Here is a 21,568-nt window from a genome sequence, read left to right on the forward strand (position 1 = left end):
CAACCATCTTGGCCACCCTTATTCTACTTCCGCAGCACATCCATCATCTCATTCAGATGCGAAAAGATATAGCCCTGGCTGCGGTTAGGCGTTTGATCGTCACGGTTTTGTCAGCCCTCTTGTGTCAGCGCTGTTTGCGTTTTCGCTGTTTAATGCGATTCTGTTTGTCTGAATTACGTTTCCAGATTGCAAAGCTCTCGAACATCCAATCGATAAAGCCGTCGGTTTCTATCCACGAGTCCAGTTGTTCTTCGATTACGATCGCTGCTTCTTCTGGGCTTCCCAGTAAATAAGAATCCGGCGCCAGGGGTGGTTTGCCGGCCATCAACAGTTCGATCACGTGGGGATTGGATCGAATCGCGACGGTTATTGCGCTGTTTGCTGAACGACCATTTTCCCCCTCACGGCGAAACTGGATTTGGGCGTTAAGGTAAAGCCAATTCGCAGTTTCTTCTGGATAGCGGTCCAGAATCTCAATCGCGGCTTGCTCTCGATTTTGGCTGAGTAGCAGAGGGATGATCTCGTAGCGGATCCCCAAATTATCGTTACTGTTCAGCCGCAGGATATCTAGCATCTGCGTTATGGATTCATTGACTTGACCCTCTTCCTTCAGAGAGATGGCGAGCCCCTGCTTGGCTCTTATCCAAGGTCGCGTCTCAGAAATTTCCCAAAAATGACCGATTTGGGTTTTCAAGAGATCGGCGTGTTGCGTCTCTCCAATTTCGACGGCTTTTCTGAACAGGGCGATTTTTTGCGTCGTGTCGTGAACCGCTTCCGCCAGTAATACTTGGGCTTCGAGGTGGGTTGGGTCTTCCTGTAATGCTTGTCGAGCCAGTTGAATTCTACGGCGGCCGAAGGAGTCGATTGCCGCGTAGCACAGGTTTTCGGCCCGATCAAATGGTGTTTCCGAGGGATATAAAATATCGTCAATGGAACCAGAAAGTTGGTTGGTTATCAACGCATTGAGCTGATCTAGTTCCATTCCTTCATTCTGCTCGGCGATGGATTGAATCAACCGTAAATGTCGTTCGTTGCCTCGCAGATCGGGGAGCAATCCTCGATCTAGCCATACTTTTCTGGTGGGAGGATCGAGCAAGTCGGGGATCGAAATCTTAAACCGCTTCTTCTTGCCTTGGACGAAGACCTGCTTGGACCATTCGCCAGAGTCATAATCGGCTTCGGTTGTCTCGGCCAGCGCGGCTAAGAGAACCGTGACAAATTCAAGTTCACTGGGCTTGGGAGCACGTGTGTTATTGCGCGCGTAAAACAGAAACTGTGGAAATGCGTCTCCTGTCGCCAACGGCAGGTCGTGCTCCTTCCAAAGTTTTAAATCACCTTGGATTGCTTCGCTGATGGGGTTGAAGGTCAAGCTGAAGACTTCGACTAGGTCCATATCTAATCGCTGCGCACGCATATCCCAGTGCGAATCCGCTGATTCATGAAACCCAAGCCCAAATTCACACCGTCCGGCGCCTAGAATCGTCGCATATTTCAAATACTTGGGCGGCTTGGGAGTTTGAATTTGAAGCAAGTCAACGTCGCCAATGTGCTGCCAAGGGCGTGCACGATAAAAAGCTGCGCACGCTTCTGCGAAGGCCCGGATTTGCAACAGTGAACAACCCGAATCAGCCAGGGTCGGAACCTCTGACGCGATCTGATTGCGCATGTGCTTGATCATGTCCGCTTGGATAAAACACCAGAACTCTGGTTTTGCGTCCCACGTAACGGTGGTTCCTGATCCTGCGAAGAGCTGATTCAATTCGCTCGCCAAGGCTTGATCTGTTACATAGATACATGACGGCCGATATCCGAACTGATGCAATTCGATGAATTCAAGCAGTTCCAAGATCAACATCTCTAGCGTCGTACTGCCAGTCGACGCATTTCCATGGATAACGTCACGCTCGCACGAGACCCACAAGATCATTTTCGCTTCTGATAACGGCGTATTACCGATCGCTTCGCCTGCGAGATCGCTGAAATCAAAAACTCCGCCTTGCCATTCGGCGTGCGGATTGACTGGGGAATCCAATAACCGCTTAATAAGTGAAGCCATCTATTCTTGTCCGTTGGTAGATACGGATTCGGCTTGAATCAGTATAAAAATTCCCCGTCAGACTAAGGATCGCGGAGGGAAGTACTTGGGGCCATCGCTTAAATCGCCTGTTTTCGAGGCGAAACGAGAGTTGCAGCGTTACTGTAACGATCGTCAAAGGCAAGTCGAAGAGGCTGCTGTATTGATTTCTACAAGCTCCGCAGCGGCCTGCCCTTACTTTGGATTGGGAAGCTCTAAAAACACGATACTAGAGGGATTTCCGACCGGCGCGTAATGCCCGGTAAATTGGAGCAGACCGGTGTCGCGATTCACTTGAAAGACGGTCACATGATCGGCCCGCTGATTGCAGCAATACAAAAAGTCACCGGTCGGATCAAAGTTGAAACTGCGGGGGTAGTCGCCGCGCGTCCACTCGTCGCCGAGGTGAGTCAACTCTCCGTCAGGGCCTATCGCAAAGATCCCAATACTGTCGTGCAGTCGATTGCCGGCGTAGACAAAGCGACCATCGGCCGAGACGAGAATCTCTGAGCAAAAGTTGCTGCCAGCGAATTTTGGCGGCAACGTCGAAATGGTTTGCCGCTGCGACAAGCGGCCAGCTTTCGCGTCGTAATCAAACAAGACGATGGTCGAGCCCTCTTCCTGAATCGAGTAGAACCAGCGACCGTTGGGATGAAAATGAAAATGCCGCGGGCCATCTCCCGGCGGCAACGAAACCGTCGCAGGATCATTTGCGGTTAGTTTGCCAGTGGAAGCGTCAAACTTCCAGATATAAATCTGATCCAATCCCAAGTCGACATGCAGTACATATCGACCTGCCGGATCGGCCTGAATCATGTGGGCATGTGCGGTGTCGTGCCCGCTAATCGCGAAACTCCCAGGAGGCGCATGCGGCGCTTTCGTGGGGCCAATCTTTCCCCTGTCACGCTTCACATCGGTCGGACTGCCGAGTCGCCCATCTTCCAAAATTGGCAACACGGCGATCGAGCCGCCAAAGTAGTTCGCGACAAACAGATGTTTGCCTGCGGGATGAATGCTTAGATAGGTCGGGCCGGCGCCGCCTGATCGAACCGTATTGAGGAGCTTTAAATCGCCAGTAGCCGGATCAATGGCGAACGAACTAATCGTACCCTCAGGCGTGTCGCCAACGCGATCAGTTTCGTTAGACGAGTAAAGCCGAGTCCCGGCAGCATTGATGGTTAAACAACTAGGGCTCGTCCCCATCTCGTGCACAGTTGATGCTGTCAACGCTCCCGTTGTGCGGTTCACCTTAAAGGCATGGATGCCGCGGCCGTTGCCGGGGGGAAGATCAACTTGCGTCTCTAAGACATCCTTCAGTGGCGAGCTGAACGTGCCGACATAAGCGATCAGCGGTCGCTCGGCATTGGCGCCTTCCGCGGCAAATAATTGCCCCGTCATTTGGCTGGCGCCGGCCATCACGATGGTGTAGGCCAGGAACGAACGTCGAGAAGGATTGTTGAATGTCATGTTTACTACTGGCTGCAAGGGAAGTGACGGCGAGCGGAGGAGGCGGGGCTAAAGCGTGGAATCAAAGGTGGTTTCGCGCAAGAGTCTGCGCTTACTCCACCCTAATCAATCAGAGCGTTTTGCCGCTTGATAATTTTGCTGTGACCGACTACTTCTCTAATTTTCCGAGCGCTTGCAACTTCTGCCGGAACATCTCGCTCATCGCCAGCACTTCGTCCGGCGTGAACTGTTCGGCGCGAGCGTCTGGGAGCAAGCCGTTGGCTTCGATCACTTCGTCGACCTGAGTTTTGTCGAGCTGATCTTTGAACGCACTAATCAGCACGCTGCGCAAAAACTTGCGGCGGTGGAAGAAGATCGCGCGGGTAAACTGATGGAAAAATTCTCGATCGGGGATCCGATTGCGCAGCTCTTCGTCGACCTGCAGATGCATGATGGCTGAGTCAATCTTGGGGCGCGGCCAAAAGACGCCTGGCCCGAGAATGCGGACGATCTCGCAGCGGCACTGCGACTGCATCCAGATGCTTAGCGCGCCGTAGTCCTTGGTGCTGGGGACGGCGATGATCCGCTCGGCGACTTCTTTTTGAATCGTCACCGTCATCGAAACGGGCGTGATCTCGCTACGAAGCAAGTTCGAGATGATCGGCGTCGCGACGTTGTACGGCAAATTCGCCGCAAGTTTCAGACGGCTGCCGGGGATTTCGGCCAGCTTCTGTTTGATCGTCTCCATCACTTCTGGGCGAAACGCGTTTTTGTTTTTCAGGACGTCAAACTGCAACATCGTGACGTTCTCAAACTCAAACAATTCTTCCGACGCCAGCGTGTAGAGATGCTCGTCGATCTCGACCGTGATCACGTGGCCTGCTTCGGCCGCCATGCGAGTGGTCAACGATCCGGTGCCGGTCCCGATCTCAAGCACGACATCTTGCGGCCCCAGTTCGGCCGAGCGCACGATCATGTCGAGCAGGTTCATGTCGATCAAAAAGTTTTGACCATGCTTCGAAACCGGCCGTAGACCGACTTCACGAAACCGCTTGGTCAAAAACGAGATCGTCTGATTCTGAAATTTAGGCATGCATAAGGCGGAATCTCCGCCGAGTAAAAGTAGCGTCTAATTAACCAGCGGCGGCGCCGCGCAGTTGTCGCTCGACATATTTGGCGAGCAAATCGGTCTCGATATTTACAGCATCTCCTACTTGGCGCCCCCCCAGCGTTGTGACCGCCAGCGTATGTGGGATTAGCGCCACGCTAAACCGGTCTTCCTCGACATCGACCAGTGTCAAGCTGACTCCGTCCACGGCGACCGATCCTTTGGCCGCCATCTGCAACGCCTGCTCTGGCGATACGCGGAACCAAAACTTGGACCACTCGGCGTCGTCCTGCCGCTGGTCGACCCGCCCTACTCCGTCAACGTGCCCGGTGACGTAATGTCCGCCGAGTCGATCGCCGGCTCGTAGTGCACGCTCGAGATTCACCGGATCACCGCCTGAGAGTTGCCCCAGATTGGTTTTGCTCAGCGTTTCTTCACCGGCCTCAAATGCCAACTGCGATCCCGAGATCTCAATCACCGTTAGGCAGCAACCGTTGATCGCGACGCTGTCGCCGATCGCGGCGCCTTCGGCGACCGGTCCGCACTCCAGCAGCATCAAAACGCCGGGGCCCTGCTTCGTCACAGCGACGATTGAGCCAAGCGTTTCGACAAGTCCGGTAAACATGAGCAATCGCCTTCCAGGGATCAAGGTGGAAAAACAGCGCCGCAATCACAGCGCAGCGGCGAGAGTCACAGCTCGCGGAGCGTCGCTTCGTGGTTATTTAATGTATCCCGAGTTAATTTTTTCCTCAACCAAGCCTCGGCTGCCTAGTCAATGCGATTTATGCGCGGCAAAATGTTGGCTCGAATCGAACTATCGTAAACCATCCGGGGGCATTTTCGTCCCCGGGCCCCAAAATGTGCGGCGATTGCTACGGCCGACTGTGCCAGTGCACTCCTAGCGACAACCCCAGTAGAACGAGAGAGAACCATGAGCTTTATTGTTGACATTCGTGGCCTGCAAGTGCTCGACAGCCGCGGCAACCCGACGGTTGAAGTCGAAGTGACCCTGGATGACGGGGCGATTGGCCGCGCCGCCGTGCCCAGCGGAGCCAGCACCGGCGCCCACGAAGCGAACGAACTGCGTGACGGCGACAAGAGCGTCTACGGCGGCAAAGGGGTGTCCAAAGCGGTCGAAAACGTCAATACCGTCCTGGCCGAAGTACTGTTGGGCGAAGACGCGCTGAACCAGTCCGAACTCGATCGCAAGATGATCGAATTGGACGGCACGCCGAACAAAAGCAAGCTGGGCGCTAACGCGATCTTGGGCGTTTCGCTGGCCACGGCCAAAGCGGCCGCACAAAGCTCTGGCTTGCCGCTCTACCGTTACTTGGGCGGCGTCGGCGCTCGCATGCTGCCGGCCCCGATGATGAACATTCTCAACGGCGGTTCGCACGCCGACAACAACGTCGACGTCCAAGAGTTTATGGTGATGCCGCTAGGCTTTGATACGTTCAGTGACGCTTTGCGTTGCGGCGTCGAAGTCTTCCATAGCCTCAAGAGCGTCCTCAAAGGCAAAGGACTAAACACTGCGGTCGGCGACGAAGGTGGTTTTGCTCCCAACTTGGGCAGCAACATCGAAGCCTTGGATCTGATCATGGAATCGATCGAAAAGGCTGGCTACAAGCCGGGCGAGCAGATCTACATCGCGCTGGACGCTGCTTCCAGCGAGTTCTATAGCAAAGAAACCAAGAAGTACACGATCGACGGCAAAGAGCTTGACTCGGCCGCGATGGTTGACTTTTTGGCTGACTGGGCCGCGAAGTACCCGATCGTCTCGATCGAAGACGGCCTGGACGAAGATGATTGGGACGGCTGGAAGATGCTGACCGAAAAGATCGGCGACAAGGTCCAACTGGTCGGCGACGACTTGTTTGTCACCAACACCGAGCGACTGGCGCGTGGTATCCAAGAAGGGATCGCCAATAGCATTCTGATCAAGGTCAACCAGATTGGTACGCTGACCGAAACGATCAACGCAATCACCATGGCCCATAGCAATGGCTACACCAGCATTTCCAGCCATCGCAGCGGCGAAACCGAAGACTCGTTCATCGCCGACCTGGCGGTTGCTTTGGGTTGCGGTCAGATCAAAACCGGCTCGGCCTCACGCAGCGATCGCATGGCCAAGTACAACCAACTGCTCCGGATCGAAAACGAACTGGGCGAAAACGCCCTGTACGGCGGGCCGATCTTCCCGACGCTGAAGAACAAGTAAAACTGCCAACAAGTAGGGCAGCCGCCATGTTGGGCAGGCCGTGTCTGTCAGGCAGCAAAGTTCGCAGCGAATCAACAATTGAAAGGCGCCGGTCATTCGATCGGCGCCTTTTTTCATAGCTCCCAAGCAAACTCGACAATCACTGCCAAGATAACTCCGCTTAGAGTTTAGTACGAAGTTGCAAAATGCAGCGACGGCATTATGCATCAGACGGCTACAGCTGAACCGCTTCGCCACCTTGTGGCGAACCAAGCGCGCCCCAAACGCCAAACGGACTTGGGCCAGAACCAACCGCATGCGCGTTGGTGTTTCCGCAGTCAATCGTATCAGGAATAAATCGCACTGAACCATCCATAAAACCAACATTCACTCCGCCTGGATGATTGCTGACCGGTGGCAGAACCGCCCAGTCGTTATTGGGATTGCCCCCGTAATGGCACATTGGTGAATTGGGGGGAGTCATGGTGGTGAAGCCGTTGACCGCTGACCAACCGCTGGTGAATAAAACTCCTCGCCAAGTCGGAGATTTTTGCGAGTCCGCGAAGTTGCGAATGCTGCCTGACGCCATCGGCAAACCGTTGGTGCAATTAAAGGGAGCTCCATGAGGAGTTCCATCCCAAATGCCGTCATAACGCGCGACATTGCTGCGAACATCGGTACCATCGCGCACGTCCGGCGACAGACATTCGCTGACGGCGGCGGTGTTGCTGGTGCCGTCGGTGCAGTCCCGAAAGTTCTTCTTCTCGCGATAGAACATGCCGCGCGAAGTGGACTCGCGATGTTGCCCACCGCCTGTCGGCAAATGCCCCTGAGTCCAGAGTCCGTCTCCCAGAGAAAAAACGTAGTTATTGAGCGGAGCCGTTCTGCCGCCAAATGTTGCGTCCGTATGTCGCGTTGTCCCCGAGTTGGAAGGGCATTTGACATTGCCTAGATCCGTAGTAAACACGGCGTCAACATTCCAGGGAGCGCCCAATGACAAAGGCGTCACGCTTTGGATGGCGTTGTAGAGCGGCATCTGCTCGATAAAGGGGAGTAGATGGACAATCGTACCGCAACGGCCTCCATTTGCGCCGTCAGGATTATCAAACCGGCCGGCGAATCCGTCACCACTTGCCGGAAAATTATTGTAGGTGTCGTGGTGCATGTGCAGCCCCAGCACGATTTGCTTGACATTGTTGGTGCATTGCATTCGCCGAGCCGCCTCGCGGGCTTGTTGAACGGCCGGAAGCAACAATGCAATTAAAACGCCGATAATTGCGATTACTACCAGCAACTCCACCAAGGTGAAGCCTGGGACTTTTCTCGCGCGCATAGCCGAGTCTCCGACTGAATGAATAAGAATTGCTGGATAAGAATGTAGGATCGAAATGGACAGAGTCGCACCGTCAAATAGGTTGTACAGCGAATTAGGATGGCGGCCCTTTGCGCTTGATGCGAACAGCTGGTCCGAGATCCAACTCTTGGCGATTATCTCCGGCGATCACTTCCAGTGACAGCGGCGTTTGATTGGGATAGGCGTAGCGCGGAGCAACAAGATCGTAAGCTGAGTCATTGTTGGTTGACGGTTGATCCAGCGGACCGGCGTCTGTCTTTGCCGGGGGTGCTGTCTCGATCTTAGAAACGGTGACCTTATAGTTGCCAGCCGGCACTCCTTCAAACTTTCCATGCGTCCGGATGACCGCGACACCTGCTTCATCGGTACTGCCGCCAGAATTCCAAGAACTTTTACTCTCTTCGGGGATTAAGCGAATCGACGCGTACGGCAGCGGTTTCCCCTCTTGAAGAACGGTCAGCTTCACCGGATGTAGCGTCGGCATCCCCGGAGGCAAGGGGATTTCACTTTGGCAGCCGCTAAGCAGTACCGACATACTGATGAAGGTTCGCCAAGCGAAGATGCGTCGTTTAGACATGCACACGTTCTCCATCCGAGCAGTCGATAAGAAGAGAATCAGGAAAGCTAACGAGCGAATTACTTGCTTGCGATTGAGTTCCGTCAGAAATCCCTAGGGATCGCTGATCGTTATCGCGTCGCTTCAACTTAGACCGTGTGCAGCTGTTGAGTCAATTAAAATTAGAAGAGAGTTATTAATTAATCTAAGCTGGTCGCAAAGAAGCATATTCAAGTTGAGTATTTCGTCCCCCTGGGCGGCAGAACTGCGCGGAGATTTTTCCTCAGCGAAGACCGTCGGCATTTCGCTCACGGGCTTCCAGCTCGGACAACGTCTCCACCCGTAGTTCCAAATACCGCTGCGATGAGATCGGAATAACCTGCACCTTCTTCTGCGGCAGGTTCATCCTCACTTCGATGACATCGTGATGGACGATCGTGAGATCTGTGTCCTCGCTCGCAAGTTCGTGAGCGACGTCCAAGGTCATCTGCAATTGAAACTGGCCGCCGGGACTGCGTAGAAAGATACCCTCGAGTCGCATGCCAAGCTGGATCGGCTCGCCGCCGAATTGCTCGTCCGGCGGTATTTGTCCCCCTACAACAATATCGAATTTCTTGCCGACGATCGAGCCGATACCGGGTTGGGACAACACCATCGGCTTCGCAGGCGACGGCGGTATCTCGAGCAGTTTCACTTCCAGGGTGAAGAAGTCGGGAGTGGTCTGGGCTTCGGCCTGAACTGCTGGCAGCAGCATGCAAAAGAAAGCCACTCGCAACAACCATGAATGAACGATCAGGATATCCTTGTGAATGCAAAACGTGCGTGACTCGGAGCTCAAGTCTATTTTTCGTACAGCGGCTCTGCCAAAGTCACAGGTACTACCTGAATCTCCATCAGACGATCGCGTCCCAGTTGGATCGTTTTCCACTTCTCTTGTGGAACCGGCATCCGAAGGCGAATGATCTGGCCGGCGACGACTTCGACGCCGGTCACAGTAGGCCCCTCCCGCACCTTCGATTTATTTCCATCGGACCCATGATCGTAGAACTTTGTCGTGATCATGTACTTCTGCGGCGACTGGGCGAGCAGAAAACTGGGAATAACAAGTATTGCCAAGAGACATGCAGCGATCGGCAGTGGACGCATCGTGCGGTTCCTACAAGATTGGTGGGATTTCGCAGAAGCGGAAAGCGTAGGCAATTTGGCTGGCGACGTCAGCGCCGATTGGGCCTGCCAGCATTACCTGCAATTTCACCGCAATATCCCCACACCCGTGTATAATCAACCCTTATGGAAAAACAGCTGTCCCCGATCGCCGATTCGCCCTGGTTTTGGCTCTATCTCTTTGCGATGGCCGCCTTGGCCGGCGGACTGGTGATGGCGCCGAAGTACGGGGTGCGCCAAGCCACGCTCGAAAAGCAGTATCAGGCTCGCCAGCGGGCCGAGCAGATCCGCCTAGGGGTGACGCCGACAGGAGAAATTTCGAGCGCCGACAATACGCTGATTGATCTTCGTCCGGTCTACTTGGTGCTGTTGGTATTGGTGAGCATCGGCTGGGCGAGATTGTGGTGGACGCGGTGGGTGGCAACATCAAAAACGCTGACTCAGCAAAAAGGAGCGTCGCATGAGCATCCTGTTTGAGCAACAAACGACGATTCTGGTGATCGGGCTGATCGGCGCCGCGATCATCGCCGGCTGTCTGGTGCAAACCGGCAAGAAGGTGTTCATACCGGGCTTCTTTCTCTGGGTAGCGCTGATTGCCGGCGCGTCGCTGATCGAAATGTCGGTCGTGACGCCGACCGAAAACGTCCGAGACTCGGTTCAATACTTCGCCAGCGCATTGCAAAGCGGCGACAAAGATAAAGTGCTGGATGTCATCTCCGACATTCGCCCCGAAATGAAACGCCGCGCCAGCTATATCCTTGATCTGGTCGAGCTCGATAGTGTCAGCGTTAAAAACCCGATCGAAGTGATCTTCTTCGACCCCCAGCAAACGCATTGCCACGCCAAGTTCAACATCGTCGTCATCGGTCGACTCAAAGAGGGTGGCTACGGCGGCGGCGAGCGTTTCGCTGCATTTATGGTGCTGGATCTGGTCAAAGAGACCGACGGCAAGTGGCTCGTCGCCGAGTATGAGACCTACGACCCGCGCGGCGAACACGCAGGACGCTTGGTCGAGCCGATCTAGCGGAAGCTGATGCCAGTTCAAACTTAGCGCTGCTGGCTTATGCAGGACTACAGATCCGACGCTTGGTGATTGACGCTCCCATCCCAAGTCTCTATCGTCTGCATGACTTGGAAAAGCAATCAAGGGTCTGTCGAAGGCGCCACGCGATGCAAGACAACTGCACTACTGTCAAAAACTTCTTAGAGACGGTCCTCAGCCAAGGAGAGATCGAAGCTGCCGGCCAGTTCTTCTGGGAAGATCTAGTAGAGCACGTTCCTCTGCCTGGCCAAGGACCAGGCTTGGCCGGTCTCAAAGATGTCCTGCGCAGCATGCGGACCGCATTTCCTGACATGCAATGGACCGCCGAAGAGCAAGTTGCCGAAGGCGACAAAGTCGTCACCCGGTTCGAGTGGACAGGCACCCACCAAGCCGAATTTTTCGGCGTGCCAGCCACCGGCCGATCGGTCAAAGTCTGGGGCATGGTCATCGACCGGTTCGAAGCCGGGAAGATCAAAGAGACTCGCATCATCATGGATACCCTGGGGCTGATGATGCAGCTCGGCGCCTTTCCGGGGCAATGAGACGGACTCTGCATGCGGACCGCCAGACTCCAGCCATTTTTCAGGCGTCATCATCCAATAGCACGCTTGTGCAAATTGCACGCACAGCGTCGGCGGGGGCCGGAATTGCGACTTGGTGTGCTGCCCAGTTTACTCGTCGTCCTCGGTCGTACAAGGACATGGCCCCACGTACCTCGAAAACGTTGTGACATACGGGTCGTCAACCACAATCTGCGTAATTGAAGCGTAGGGGACTGCATACGGCGTTGGCAGCCAACGGCCGGCAGAGTCAAAAAAGACAAAATCTAGGTTAGAGTCGCCCAACGCCGCGACATGTCCAATGTGCAATCCAGATTCTTCAGCGCCCGGACAGTTCTCGCATTCCAGCTTGATGTTGATGTTGCGACGATAAATCGACGTCAGCGCTAACCTTACGCCATGATTGGAAAACCAAGGAGCGATGGACGCAAGCTCCGCGTGACCTTCCGAAGCGATCATCTCTGTCCACGCTTCGTTGATGACTAGCTCGGCAACGGTCGACGCAGGCAACGCAGTAAAACCGGCTGGCGTAAATCCATCGAATTCACGCACGACAATCAAATGGGAGTTTCGCGAAACCACATAGCCGCGGATTTGTCGTCCAAACCCACGCTTGACGTCAACGATCTGTGGTGGTCGAGATGTCATTTCGAGTGGACTATCTTCAGTCGGATAACGGCGGCGATAGCCGGGGGGACGTGGTTGATCTGCCATTACGAAAACCGGAGCTATCGCAACTCGGTTGCACCTCTTGTTCGCTGATTACTCTTCGCTTTCGATCGGACGCGACTACGCATCCGATGATAAGCGTACTGCAGAAAGCAATGTACTGTTTTGTCGTGTCAACGAAACCGTGAAGGGGTTCTTCTGAAACGATTTCACGTCGCCGTCGGTTGCTCATGGATGTTGACGGAAGAATCAGTGTCGAAAAGATGATCGCAATTACAAGTGCCGATAGCGGACGACCAAGAAGTAAACGGCGCCACAGAATGATCGCTGCGATTACGATTGAAAGTGTTGCCGATGCTCCAACGAGCAAACGCCAACGCCATACCGTGTGTGCGACCCACGGATCCTGCTGTGAAATGGAGTAAAACAGGTAAAATGCCACAAACCAAAGTACCGCCGCGATGGTGATAAGTACGAAACCCAACACCAGCCGATTCGGCACGGAAGTGCTGCATTGGAATTCAGATGATGAGTCATGCATGAATTCAGTTTCCATGAAGCAACCGACACCGGTTCGTTGGGATTACTTGGTACCATCAGCGAACGTCTGGCATAACTCGGTCGCTACGAGAGATTCGCCATTGTGAAAACGCCCGACTTCACGACTCAGGTACATTGCTGGGTTCCGATTCATTTTGAATGGATTGCTGTACTTCGGAAAGAGTAATTTCGCCAGCTTCCATCGCCGCAACCTCGGCGTCAGTTAGGTGATACTGCTCGCTCGTTTCCTCACTTCGAATGAACCCAAAGTTGTACATCACAGTTTTCGAGACGATCAGCCGCCCTTTCAAATCAACAGTTCGATGTCCGCGATCGGGTAACGAAACCATCTGTTGGGTTCCGCTCTTTGTTGGGAAGAAGATGGCGTTTTGTTTCAAAGAATTGGAGTCATAAATGACAGACCCGGTCGCGTCCAATTTACGCGGCTTCATGGTCTGCAAGTCTGTCACGGTCCGATTTGCCGCCGGGGCTCCATTGATGAGAATTGTCAAACGCGATTGAGGCCGTTTAGTGATAACGATAACGCCGAAACCAACAAGGACAACGATGGCGACAATGTAGGAACGTTTCATTGTTTAACAGAACTATTGTTTGTTAAAAATAAATCCGGATAACCTGCCGAGGCGTCATCCGGTCGCAAATGTAAAAACACTCCAGCAAACACATTCTGCACCGAGACAGCCAGCCGAGCAAGTTGCCGAAGGCGACAAAGTCGTAACCCGGTTCGAGTGGACAGGCACCCACCAAGCCGAATTTTTCGGCGTGCCAGCCACCGGCCGATCGGTCAAAGTCTGGGGCATGGTCATCGACCGGTTCGAAGCCGGGAAGATCAAAGAGACCCGCATCATCATGGACGCCCTGGGGCTAATGATGCAGCTCGGCGCCTTTCCGGGACCGTGAGACGGACACTCGGTTCGCGAAGCACGGGCGCCGTTTAATCTATTCTGTCTCGAGGCGATAGGCGATGTACTTGGGGTTTTCGGGGTTCCAAAAGAAAAGCAACCGATCGCATTCTGGGCATTTGTAAAAAGTGGATGCGTTAACGACGAGAGCAGCAGATATATCATCAGTCGGATGCGCTGACTCCGGTGCCCTCGAGAACTGCTTTACTAGATTCCACATTTTTTCGTCCTGGACTACCCAATGCAAATCTGTGCACGGATCCTCAATGTCAATAATGACATGTCCACACCTACAGCGTGTTTTTGACATTCGATGCTCCTTAAATAGCACAAAGTCCGTTGCCACCACTTCGTGGCAACGAATGTGCGTGAGTTCGTCATCGGATTTTGTGTTATCAAACCGGACGCGTAAAGTTGGTTTGAAAATGGATTTCAATTCTATCGACTCGCCGACCGCAATCATTGCCAGACTACTTGTTCCAACAACTCACGCAACCGCCGCCCCTTCGCTGGCGTCACCATCTCAAAAAACGAGACTCTCCCTTCTAGATGGCTGCGAAAATTCTCGTGTCGATCGCGGTTTTGCGACTCCGCTCCTTGGCGGATGCAATTGGTGAGGATCGCCTTCATGCGATCAAAATCTGCCCTTGGCAAATTCAGATGCTGATTGACGACCATCCCGGCGATTCGCTGGCGCACTGCTTGTCGCATGATGCGCGTTTTGCGGTGGTGCACGGCATAACCTTCTTCCAGAATGATCGCGGCGGCGTGCGCTGAAAATCGCTTTGCGGCGCGTTGAAAGTTGGCGTCGCCTGAGAAGGCTAGATCGTCGGCGTACCGCGTGTAGGTTGCGCCAGATGCTGCGGCCAGACCGGCCAAGCGACAATCCATCCGATAGGCGCACAGATTAGCGATCGCCGGCGAGGTTGGTGCGCCTTGCGGAAGATGCCGCTGGTCGTATCTTCGTTTTTGCTGCTGCGTCTGCTGACTTTGCGCTGCCCAAGTTGGTTCGGCCAGTACGTCTGCCGGTGTTGACGTGGTGCAGAGTCCGGCTAGCAGATCGGCCACTGTTTCGGGATAGCCGAGCGCCCGAAACATCGCCTGGATTTGCGCCACACGGATCGACGGAAAGAAATCTTGCAGGTCCAGCTTGATCACCACCGCCTGACCAACATGTGGCTGTGCGAAGGTTACGATCGAGCGACCCAGTCGAAAACCATGTGCGGCTTCATGCGGCGGGATGTGATCCAGGATCTCGGTCAGTATCTTGCGCTGAATGGCTTTCAAGCGTGGCTTGGGAGCTTCGATCAAACGCAACTGGCCCAACTTTTTCGCCAGCACTCGATAGCGATAGTGTTGCAGCTTGGGATTAGTTTGCCGAGTTGTCAGTCGGTGCAGATCGGCCAGCCAATCCAGCTGGGCAGCACTGATGTCTAGCCATTCGGCCAGTTCGCCGGTCGTGGCGATGATCCGTTTCGCATACCAACCGCTCGCCGCTGCGATGGGCGCCATTTGCGGGCGAAGGCCGACAAGATTAGCCAGTTGCAAATCATGCTTCCGGCAGGCTCGCCAAAAGCCGCGATCGCCAAGTAGGAACTGCTCAACCAAGGAGTGGCGCGGGCGGATGTGGCTTGCATGATGTTGGACGGCGCGGCTAGCCAAAGGATGCAGCCAGCGCCATCGTTTCCCCAACAACCGACTGCCGCGACTGACAAGTCCTTCGACGTCAAAGCTGCCGGCGACAAAGGCAGACGCCAGACTGCAGGCAATGGATTTGTGGGTGATCATGATTCGAAAAACGGGTGACGGAATGCGCCAACGAGTCTGGTCTAGCGTGAGCCATTTTGCATGCATTGCAACCGGCGCTCACGCGAAGGAATGTCGAACCATTCACGATCCCCTGGGGTAACCCCAGAGAGGCGCGTCCAGCACCAAGGCAAGGCGCAACCTGCTTAACGCATTCCGCCACCCTCGGTCCTAAAATAGATTGGCCATAAGCATTAAGCAAGTCGCGATCCAATCCCCTGCATGCTCCAGCAACAGCCCAATCGTCATCGCCGCATCTCCGCTACCATCACCTTTTCCTTTGCTCCTTTCGTGGATTCCGTGTTCATCATCATGAACTGCCAAATAGCCCAACTTCAAACAGCCATGGCGTCTACTTTTTTTGGGACGCTTGCATTAAGTAGACAGGTCTGTATGCTTAAGGCATGAACAAGACGCCAACTCAAAAATCGGAGGTCCGCCAGCGGATTGTGCAGACTGCAGAGCGGCTGTTTTATGCCGAAGGGGTGCGCACGGTGGGGATTGACCGCATCATCGCCGAGGCGAAAGTAGCCAAGATGTCGCTTTACAACCATTTTCCCTCCAAAGACGATTTAATCCTTGCGGTGCTTCAGTATCGGGAGGAGAATTTTGGCGGCATGTTTACGCAGTGGATGGACCACCATCTCTCCCAAGGCACGGGTCCTCTGAATGCGTTTTTCGCCGCACTCAAAGATTGGTTCGATTCACCCGGGTTCCGAGGCTGCATGTTTATCAATGCCCGAGTCGAACTGGCTGACGTAGCGCACCCGGCCTCGCAGTTCTCCGCTTGCCACAAGCAACGATTTCACCAGTTAATTCAAACGATCATCGCCGAATCGAGCGGCGCAAAGTTGGCGAAAACCAAGGCCCCAGCGATTGGATTGCTAGTCGAAGGGGCAATTATCACCGCGATGATGACGCAGTCGTCTGATCCGGCGGACGTAGCGCGAGACGCAGCGTTGGCGTTGATGGCTCAACCCAAAAAAACAGCCAAGGCCCAGCGGAAGCGACCGGGTTAAACATTTTTTTGTAGATGAATAGACAGACCTGTCTGTATGTATTAGTCAACTACCTCAATCAAGGAGCTGGATTCGTGAACACGCTGAGAAACAAACAAATTGCCCTGGCTGTCGTCCTGCTGGTCTCGGCCGCAATCGATGCGACCGCGGCCGAGCCGCAAACGTCTGCTCCGCAGGTCTTTTACCGCACGGTGAATATCGACGGGCTCGATGTTTTTTACCGCGAAGCTGGTCCCAAGGATGCTCCCACCGTTCTGCTGCTGCACGGGTTCCCCACTTCGTCGCACATGTTCCGCAACCTGATCCCTGCGTTGGCCGACAAGTACCACGTGGTTGCTCCCGATTATCCCGGCTACGGCTATAGTTCGGCTCCGTCCGTGAACGAGTTTGACTACACTTTTGACAACTTGGCCAGCGTGATCGAGAAGTTCACTGAACAACTCGGCCTCAAGCAGTATTCGCTCTACCTGATGGACTATGGCGCTCCGATCGGTTACCGGCTCGCTGCAAAGCACCCGGATCGAGTCGACACGCTAATCGTGCAAAATGGCAATGCCTACGAGGAAGGTCTCGACAACGGTTTTTGGAAACCGGTGAAGGAGTACTGGAAGGATCGCAGCCCCGCAAATGGAGACTCGCTGCGCAAGCTATTGACGCTAGCGGGAACCAAGTGGCAGTACACGACCGGTGTCCGCAATCTAGAAACGATCAGCCCTGATACGTGGGAGCATGTGCAACCGTTGTTGGATCGTCCCGGCAATCAAGAGATTCAACTCGCCATGTTTTATAGCTACGGTAGCAACCCGCCGCTTTATCCCCAGTGGCAAGCCTACTTCCGCAAGCATCAGCCGCCGACGCTGATCGTCTGGGGCAAGAACGATCAGATCTTTCCGGCGGACGGTGCGTTTCCGTACAAGCGTGACCTGAAGAATTTGGAATTCCACCTGTTCGACACAGGCCATTTTGCCCTCGAAGAAGACGGAGCCGAAATTGCAGCGCGGATCCATGCCTTCTTGGATAAGCAACAGACCAAGTAGACGCGTTGCGATTGGTATTTGGACCTTTCAAAGTTCGCACCGGATGCTTGGTTTGATCCCGGCATCCGGTTGTTACTTGATCACCCCCTTAAAATAGGAAACTGCGATGACCGTTATTCGACCGCCATACACCTTAGAAACAGCGACCGCCAAAGTACGAGCCGCCGAAGATGCGTGGAACAGTCGTGATCCAGTGCGCGTATCGCTTGCTTACACAGCAGACTCGCATTGGCGCAACCGCGATCAGTTTGTCCAGGGCCGAGACCAGATTCAAGCCTTTTTGACCAGCAAATGGGAACGCGAACTCGACTACCGGCTGACCAAATCGTTATGGAGCTTCACCGACAATCGGATCGCCGTCCGATTTCAGTATGAATACCACGATCTCCACGGTCAGTGGTACCGCGCCTACGGCAATGAACTTTGGGAGTTTGATGACGAAGGACTAATGCGGCGTCGAGAAGCGAGCATCAATGACTATTCAATCACCCAACAACAGCGCCGGTTCCATTGGACAGCTCCCGGGCCACGACCTGCCGATGACGTCGGGATCCCTGCTATCCAATGAGCTCTGCACGTCGTAACAAGTGAAAAGTTAAAGCCGGCGCCTAACATCCAGAAATAGAATCCAAGAGCGGAGGGAGACTTTCATGCGTCAGTTTTCTAGTGACATCGCGTTTACTCCAGCTGTAAAAGGCATTCAAGCCGAAAAAGGCTCTCGACCTAGCTATGCACGGATGGAGATGGGAGGCAGTTGGGAAACAAGCGTCACCCCACAGCTGGCTGCGGTGCTCGCAGAGCTCGATATGTTTTATCTGGGAACAGCCAACGCCGCCGGGCAACCCTACATTCAGTACCGGGGAGGTCCTCCTGGGTTTTTGAAACCGGTGGATGACAAGACCTTGGCCTTTGCAGACTTTGGTGGCAATCGGCAGTACATCACGCTTGGTAATTTGTCAGAGAACTCTCAAGCGTTCCTCTTTCTGATGGACTACGCGCGGAGCAGCCGCATCAAACTATGGGGCCGCGCGCGGGTCGTCGAGGATGATCCGGCGCTGCTCGACAGTTTGCGAGATCCGTCTTATCCAGGAAAAGTCGAGCGGGCCATTCTGTTTGAAGTCGAAGCGTGGGATGTAAATTGCCCGCAACATATTCACAAGCGTTTCTCCCAACAGCAGATAGCGCCGGTGATGGAGCAATTGCAAAGCCGCATCGCAGAACTCGAAGCAAAGCTGAAGTCCGTTGAAAACAAAGATGGGGAAATGACTAATTTCTAATATCGAATGTCTCATGCAGAGTGACGTCTACAGCAACAAGATGCCGCGCCATCCGGTCGCAAACCAGCACCACGCGTCCGAAAGTAACTGCAGCCCCAGCGCTAAATCGGGGCTCTTTTTCGCATGGCGCCAGTGCTGCCTCTTTGCCGCCAAAACCTTCCCGCCGCGGCCGCACCAATCTTTCCAAAACAAGGTTGACTTGCCGCCGCTTTTTAGTATAAGTATGTACAGGTAATCGAGCTGCGGTTTGATTCTGCCTATCTACATAATATCGGGCGCCTGCGGGATGCGTTGGGGGCTGTTTTTGGGGCGTTTGGCCGGGGGATCGGGCTGGGCGTTTGCATCGGGTGATCGCTGGTTCGGCGAGGTTTTTCTGCTGCGCCTGTGTGAGCCTTTGGGGGAGAAATTTTCATGTCAACGGCCATGATGGAGTCTGCTTCTTTTGAGGCTATTGCTAATCCAATCCACCATGCGGAATCGGCCGCAGAGCTTTCGAGTTTGTTGCGTTCCGATTCTGCGAAGACAGCGGCTGTTTTCCAGCGGTTGGACCTGGGGCAACTGCGGCCTGATGAACCTTTGGAGGGTCTAAGCACGGTCCAATTGTTGGCGCGGCAAACGCCGCAGGCTTGGCTATTGCCGGGAGTACTCGCCCGGCATCAGGCGGCGGTGATTTTGGGGCCTTCGAAATGCCTGAAAACTTCGCTGGCGGTTGACTTGTGCGGCGCGCTGGCCAGCGGGGGCAAATTTTTGGGGCAGTTCGCGGCCGAGCGGGCATTTCGCGTCGGCTTTGTGGGCAGCGAAGAGGTTGAGCCAACAATCGCCGATCTGGCGCCGCGCTGGAGCGCTGCGGCCCAGGTCGATTTGCTTACTCTGGATCGACTGATCTGGAGCCTGAACATGGGCGACCCTGGCAGTCCGGTCAATTTGCAGCGGCTGACTGCTTGGATCGAGCAGCATCAGTTAGAAGTGGTATGCATTGACGTCGCCGATTTGGCGGAGGCGACGCCGCGGGCCCAGGCCAAACAGCTGCGCGATTTGGTTCGCTGTTGTCAAAAAGCCGGGGCCACGCCGATCATCTGTTGCCCGACGCGCAGAGAGTTGTCCCCGCGAGCCATGACCGCCGCTGATCTGGGCGGTTCGGCGTGTAGCGGCATTGCCCGCCAATGGCTCTTGGTGAATCGCCGCCAAACATTCGAACCAGGAACCGGGCGCCATCAGTTATGGCTAACAGTCGGCGGCGGCGGCGCGCGGAGAAGCAGCCAATGGGGCCTGGACATTGACGAAGGGCAATACGAAGAGGACGCCGGCGGCAAATGGGAAGTGCAGCTGCGCGACGAGCCTTCCATCGTTGAAGAAAATGCCCAACTGGCGGCCAAATCACAGGCCGAACGCTTGCGCTGGAAGCTGCGCGGCGTGATCTCGCAGATCGATCCGGAGAAAGCGACCAAGCTGAAAATCCGCGAGCAAAGCGGGATGAGCGGAAGCAATTTTGGCTTGGCCTGGCAGCGCATGGTCGACGCCGGAGAAATTCGCCTGGTCTCGAAAACGGAAGCCTTCCGGGGCCAGGGCGAGGCCCGGTATCGCTTGGTCGATCTGGCGGAATTGAACGATCCGGATGCGCCAAAGTTCGACCCGCTCGACACCGTCTTCCCCACCTTCACCACCGCCGAACTAATCGCCTACGCCGAAAAAGAAACGCCTGCGAGTCCAGTCCAGCCGCCAGAAAAAATGTTCGGCGAGAGTCCACTCGAAAAAAATTCGCAGCCGAGTCCAGTCCAGCCGCCCCGCCAGTCACAAAAACGACGACCGAAAGTGCGGAACAAGCGACGGCGATAACATAGCAATCGTAGGGTGGGTGCAGCAAAACCGAAACCAATCCCACCATCAAAAATCAACGTAACCGGTTTTGCGCAACCCACCGGCCCCGCCGAACGATCCGGCGGCAAAGGTGGGTTACGCAAGCGGGGATGTTGTTTGACATTGGATGCCGCTAATCGCTTGCTGCACCCACCCTACTAGACTACTAGACTTCTAAATTAATGACGAAGATAGTGGCACTTTCGGGGCGTTTTTTGGAACGATGCGCGGTGGGTTTATTTTCGATCGAAGGAGGGCCGGTTAGATGTATTTCTAGCTTCGGTTCGACTGCCATTTTGAACGCCAAAAAGCAGGTATTCGGTAAATCCTGCAAGCCAAATTGTAAGTTTGTACACCAGCTGTCCAGAATGCGATCGTGGGTGGAATTGGCGTAAGTGATTATCTGGTAATGATTTGTCGCTATTTGCGAAAAGGTGGATGGTTTTTGGCATGGCAAGTGCAAAGAATGTTTCTCGCAGTCGCTTCCCTTCGGATATGTTTCAAACAAAGGAGTGTTTACGATGTTGGTCCTCACCCGCAAGCAGCAAGAGAAGATTCAGATTGGCGACGATATTGTCATCACCATTTTGAAGGTGAAAGGCAACTCGATTCGCGTTGGGATCGAAGCGCCGAAAGATGTGCGAGTGATTCGCGGAGAATTACCCAACACGGTAACTGCCGACCATGAACAGGCCGCAGCGACGCAGCAATCGGCTGCTGAGCGACAGTCGCCTGCTTCGCCAAGGAGTGAGGATAGCCAAAGCGGCATTTCTCCCTTTCTGAGCAGCCATCAAGACTCGGACGATTATCGCGTTCTGTCGTTTCGGATCTCGGCCGAAGAGCCGAAGCAAGAGCCGAAGCAGTTTGAGCGTCCGCTCGCTCGGATGCAGACGATGCGTGAATTTATGGCGAATCGCTAGTCGGCGATGCTGACGCCTG

At 54.6% G+C, this 21,568-nt stretch carries 23 protein-coding genes; 11 read left to right on the plus strand and 12 right to left on the minus strand.

Translation table 11 applies throughout. From position 1 onward, the window contains the following. Positions 1-124: 124 nt before the first annotated feature. The 4 genes from SH421x_RS10765 to SH421x_RS10780 form a co-directional block, all read right to left on the minus strand. Positions 125-2,056: a tetratricopeptide repeat protein gene (locus SH421x_RS10765; protein WP_488855550.1), complete on the minus strand. Its 1,932-nt coding sequence runs from the start codon at positions 2,054-2,056 to the stop codon at positions 125-127. Positions 2,057-2,269: 213 nt separating this feature from the next. Next, on the minus strand, positions 2,270-3,541 hold the full coding sequence (locus SH421x_RS10770; protein WP_488855552.1) for a lactonase family protein: 1,272 nt from the start codon (positions 3,539-3,541) through the stop codon (positions 2,270-2,272). A gap of 148 nt (positions 3,542-3,689) precedes the next feature. Further along, on the minus strand, positions 3,690-4,613 hold the full coding sequence (gene rsmA, locus SH421x_RS10775; protein WP_488855554.1) for a 16S rRNA (adenine(1518)-N(6)/adenine(1519)-N(6))-dimethyltransferase RsmA: 924 nt from the start codon (positions 4,611-4,613) through the stop codon (positions 3,690-3,692). A gap of 40 nt (positions 4,614-4,653) precedes the next feature. Then, the gene (locus SH421x_RS10780; protein ID WP_488855555.1) at positions 4,654-5,253 is read right to left on the minus strand and encodes a riboflavin synthase; all 600 of its coding nucleotides are present in this window, start codon (positions 5,251-5,253) and stop codon (positions 4,654-4,656) included. A gap of 306 nt (positions 5,254-5,559) precedes the next feature. On the opposite strand from SH421x_RS10780, the gene eno reads away from it, so the two are divergent. Then, complete coding sequence (eno, locus tag SH421x_RS10785; RefSeq protein WP_488855557.1) at positions 5,560-6,846, plus strand: phosphopyruvate hydratase; 1,287 nt, start codon at positions 5,560-5,562, stop codon at positions 6,844-6,846. 214 nt (positions 6,847-7,060) lie between these two features. On the opposite strand, the gene SH421x_RS10790 is transcribed toward eno, so the two are convergent. The 4 genes from SH421x_RS10790 to SH421x_RS10805 form a co-directional block, all read right to left on the minus strand. Further along, positions 7,061-8,158 (minus strand): DUF1559 family PulG-like putative transporter, encoded by a 1,098-nt coding sequence (locus SH421x_RS10790; protein WP_488855558.1) that lies wholly within the window; start codon positions 8,156-8,158, stop codon positions 7,061-7,063. 94 nt (positions 8,159-8,252) lie between these two features. After that, positions 8,253-8,756 (minus strand): carboxypeptidase-like regulatory domain-containing protein, encoded by a 504-nt coding sequence (locus tag SH421x_RS10795; RefSeq protein WP_488855560.1) that lies wholly within the window; start codon positions 8,754-8,756, stop codon positions 8,253-8,255. A gap of 262 nt (positions 8,757-9,018) precedes the next feature. Then, positions 9,019-9,489, minus strand: coding sequence for a hypothetical protein (locus tag SH421x_RS10800; RefSeq protein ID WP_488855561.1), 471 nt, complete (start codon positions 9,487-9,489; stop codon positions 9,019-9,021). A gap of 86 nt (positions 9,490-9,575) precedes the next feature. Further along, entirely contained in the window at positions 9,576-9,881 is a 306-nt protein-coding gene (locus SH421x_RS10805) for a hypothetical protein (protein ID WP_488855563.1), read from the minus strand. Between the two features lie 144 nt (positions 9,882-10,025). Between SH421x_RS10805 and SH421x_RS10810 the strand changes: the two genes are divergently transcribed. From SH421x_RS10810 to SH421x_RS10820, 3 genes are all read left to right on the plus strand, one after another. Next, positions 10,026-10,376 (plus strand): hypothetical protein, encoded by a 351-nt coding sequence (locus SH421x_RS10810; protein ID WP_488855564.1) that lies wholly within the window; start codon positions 10,026-10,028, stop codon positions 10,374-10,376. Continuing rightward, the gene (locus SH421x_RS10815) at positions 10,360-10,923 is read left to right on the plus strand and encodes a hypothetical protein (RefSeq protein ID WP_488855566.1); all 564 of its coding nucleotides are present in this window, start codon (positions 10,360-10,362) and stop codon (positions 10,921-10,923) included. The genes SH421x_RS10810 and SH421x_RS10815 overlap by 17 nt, the downstream gene beginning before the upstream one ends. 146 nt (positions 10,924-11,069) lie before the next feature. Further along, a complete protein-coding gene (locus SH421x_RS10820) occupies positions 11,070-11,483 on the plus strand; it encodes an ester cyclase (protein WP_488855567.1) in 414 nt (137 codons plus the stop codon). 129 nt (positions 11,484-11,612) lie between these two features. On the opposite strand, the gene SH421x_RS10825 is transcribed toward SH421x_RS10820, so the two are convergent. Together SH421x_RS10825 and SH421x_RS10830 are read right to left on the minus strand one after the other, a co-directional pair. Then, positions 11,613-12,215: a hypothetical protein gene (locus SH421x_RS10825; protein WP_488855569.1), complete on the minus strand. Its 603-nt coding sequence runs from the start codon at positions 12,213-12,215 to the stop codon at positions 11,613-11,615. A 614-nt stretch (positions 12,216-12,829) separates the two neighbouring features. Beyond that, entirely contained in the window at positions 12,830-13,060 is a 231-nt protein-coding gene (locus SH421x_RS10830) for a hypothetical protein (protein ID WP_488855570.1), read from the minus strand. A gap of 262 nt (positions 13,061-13,322) precedes the next feature. On the opposite strand from SH421x_RS10830, the gene SH421x_RS10835 reads away from it, so the two are divergent. Continuing rightward, positions 13,323-13,631, plus strand: coding sequence for an ester cyclase (locus SH421x_RS10835; RefSeq protein WP_488855571.1), 309 nt, complete (start codon positions 13,323-13,325; stop codon positions 13,629-13,631). A 39-nt stretch (positions 13,632-13,670) separates the two neighbouring features. Here SH421x_RS10835 and SH421x_RS10840 read toward each other — a convergent pair whose 3' ends face one another. Both SH421x_RS10840 and SH421x_RS10845 read right to left on the minus strand, forming a co-directional pair. Continuing rightward, positions 13,671-14,096 (minus strand): hypothetical protein, encoded by a 426-nt coding sequence (locus SH421x_RS10840; protein ID WP_488855572.1) that lies wholly within the window; start codon positions 14,094-14,096, stop codon positions 13,671-13,673. Next, positions 14,093-15,421 (minus strand): reverse transcriptase family protein, encoded by a 1,329-nt coding sequence (locus tag SH421x_RS10845; RefSeq protein ID WP_488855573.1) that lies wholly within the window; start codon positions 15,419-15,421, stop codon positions 14,093-14,095. The genes SH421x_RS10840 and SH421x_RS10845 overlap by 4 nt, the downstream gene beginning before the upstream one ends. 422 nt (positions 15,422-15,843) lie before the next feature. Between SH421x_RS10845 and SH421x_RS10850 the strand changes: the two genes are divergently transcribed. The 6 genes from SH421x_RS10850 (at position 15,844) to csrA (ending at position 21,549) form a co-directional block, all read left to right on the plus strand. Beyond that, on the plus strand, positions 15,844-16,458 hold the full coding sequence (locus tag SH421x_RS10850; protein ID WP_488855574.1) for a TetR/AcrR family transcriptional regulator: 615 nt from the start codon (positions 15,844-15,846) through the stop codon (positions 16,456-16,458). Positions 16,459-16,592: 134 nt separating this feature from the next. After that, positions 16,593-17,495 carry an alpha/beta fold hydrolase gene (locus SH421x_RS10855; protein ID WP_488856427.1) on the plus strand — a complete coding sequence of 301 codons (903 nt, stop codon included), beginning with the start codon at positions 16,593-16,595 and terminating at the stop codon, positions 17,493-17,495. A 106-nt stretch (positions 17,496-17,601) separates the two neighbouring features. Continuing rightward, positions 17,602-18,063 (plus strand): nuclear transport factor 2 family protein, encoded by a 462-nt coding sequence (locus SH421x_RS10860; RefSeq protein WP_488855575.1) that lies wholly within the window; start codon positions 17,602-17,604, stop codon positions 18,061-18,063. Positions 18,064-18,145: 82 nt separating this feature from the next. Next, complete coding sequence (locus tag SH421x_RS10865; RefSeq protein WP_488855576.1) at positions 18,146-18,772, plus strand: pyridoxamine 5'-phosphate oxidase family protein; 627 nt, start codon at positions 18,146-18,148, stop codon at positions 18,770-18,772. A gap of 411 nt (positions 18,773-19,183) precedes the next feature. After that, on the plus strand, positions 19,184-20,608 hold the full coding sequence (locus tag SH421x_RS10870; RefSeq protein WP_488855577.1) for an AAA family ATPase: 1,425 nt from the start codon (positions 19,184-19,186) through the stop codon (positions 20,606-20,608). 542 nt (positions 20,609-21,150) lie between these two features. Further along, a complete protein-coding gene (gene csrA, locus SH421x_RS10875; RefSeq protein ID WP_488855578.1) occupies positions 21,151-21,549 on the plus strand; it encodes a carbon storage regulator CsrA in 399 nt (132 codons plus the stop codon). Positions 21,550-21,568: the final 19 nt, after the last annotated feature.

The sequence above is a fragment of the Blastopirellula sp. SH421 genome, assembly GCF_057808535.1.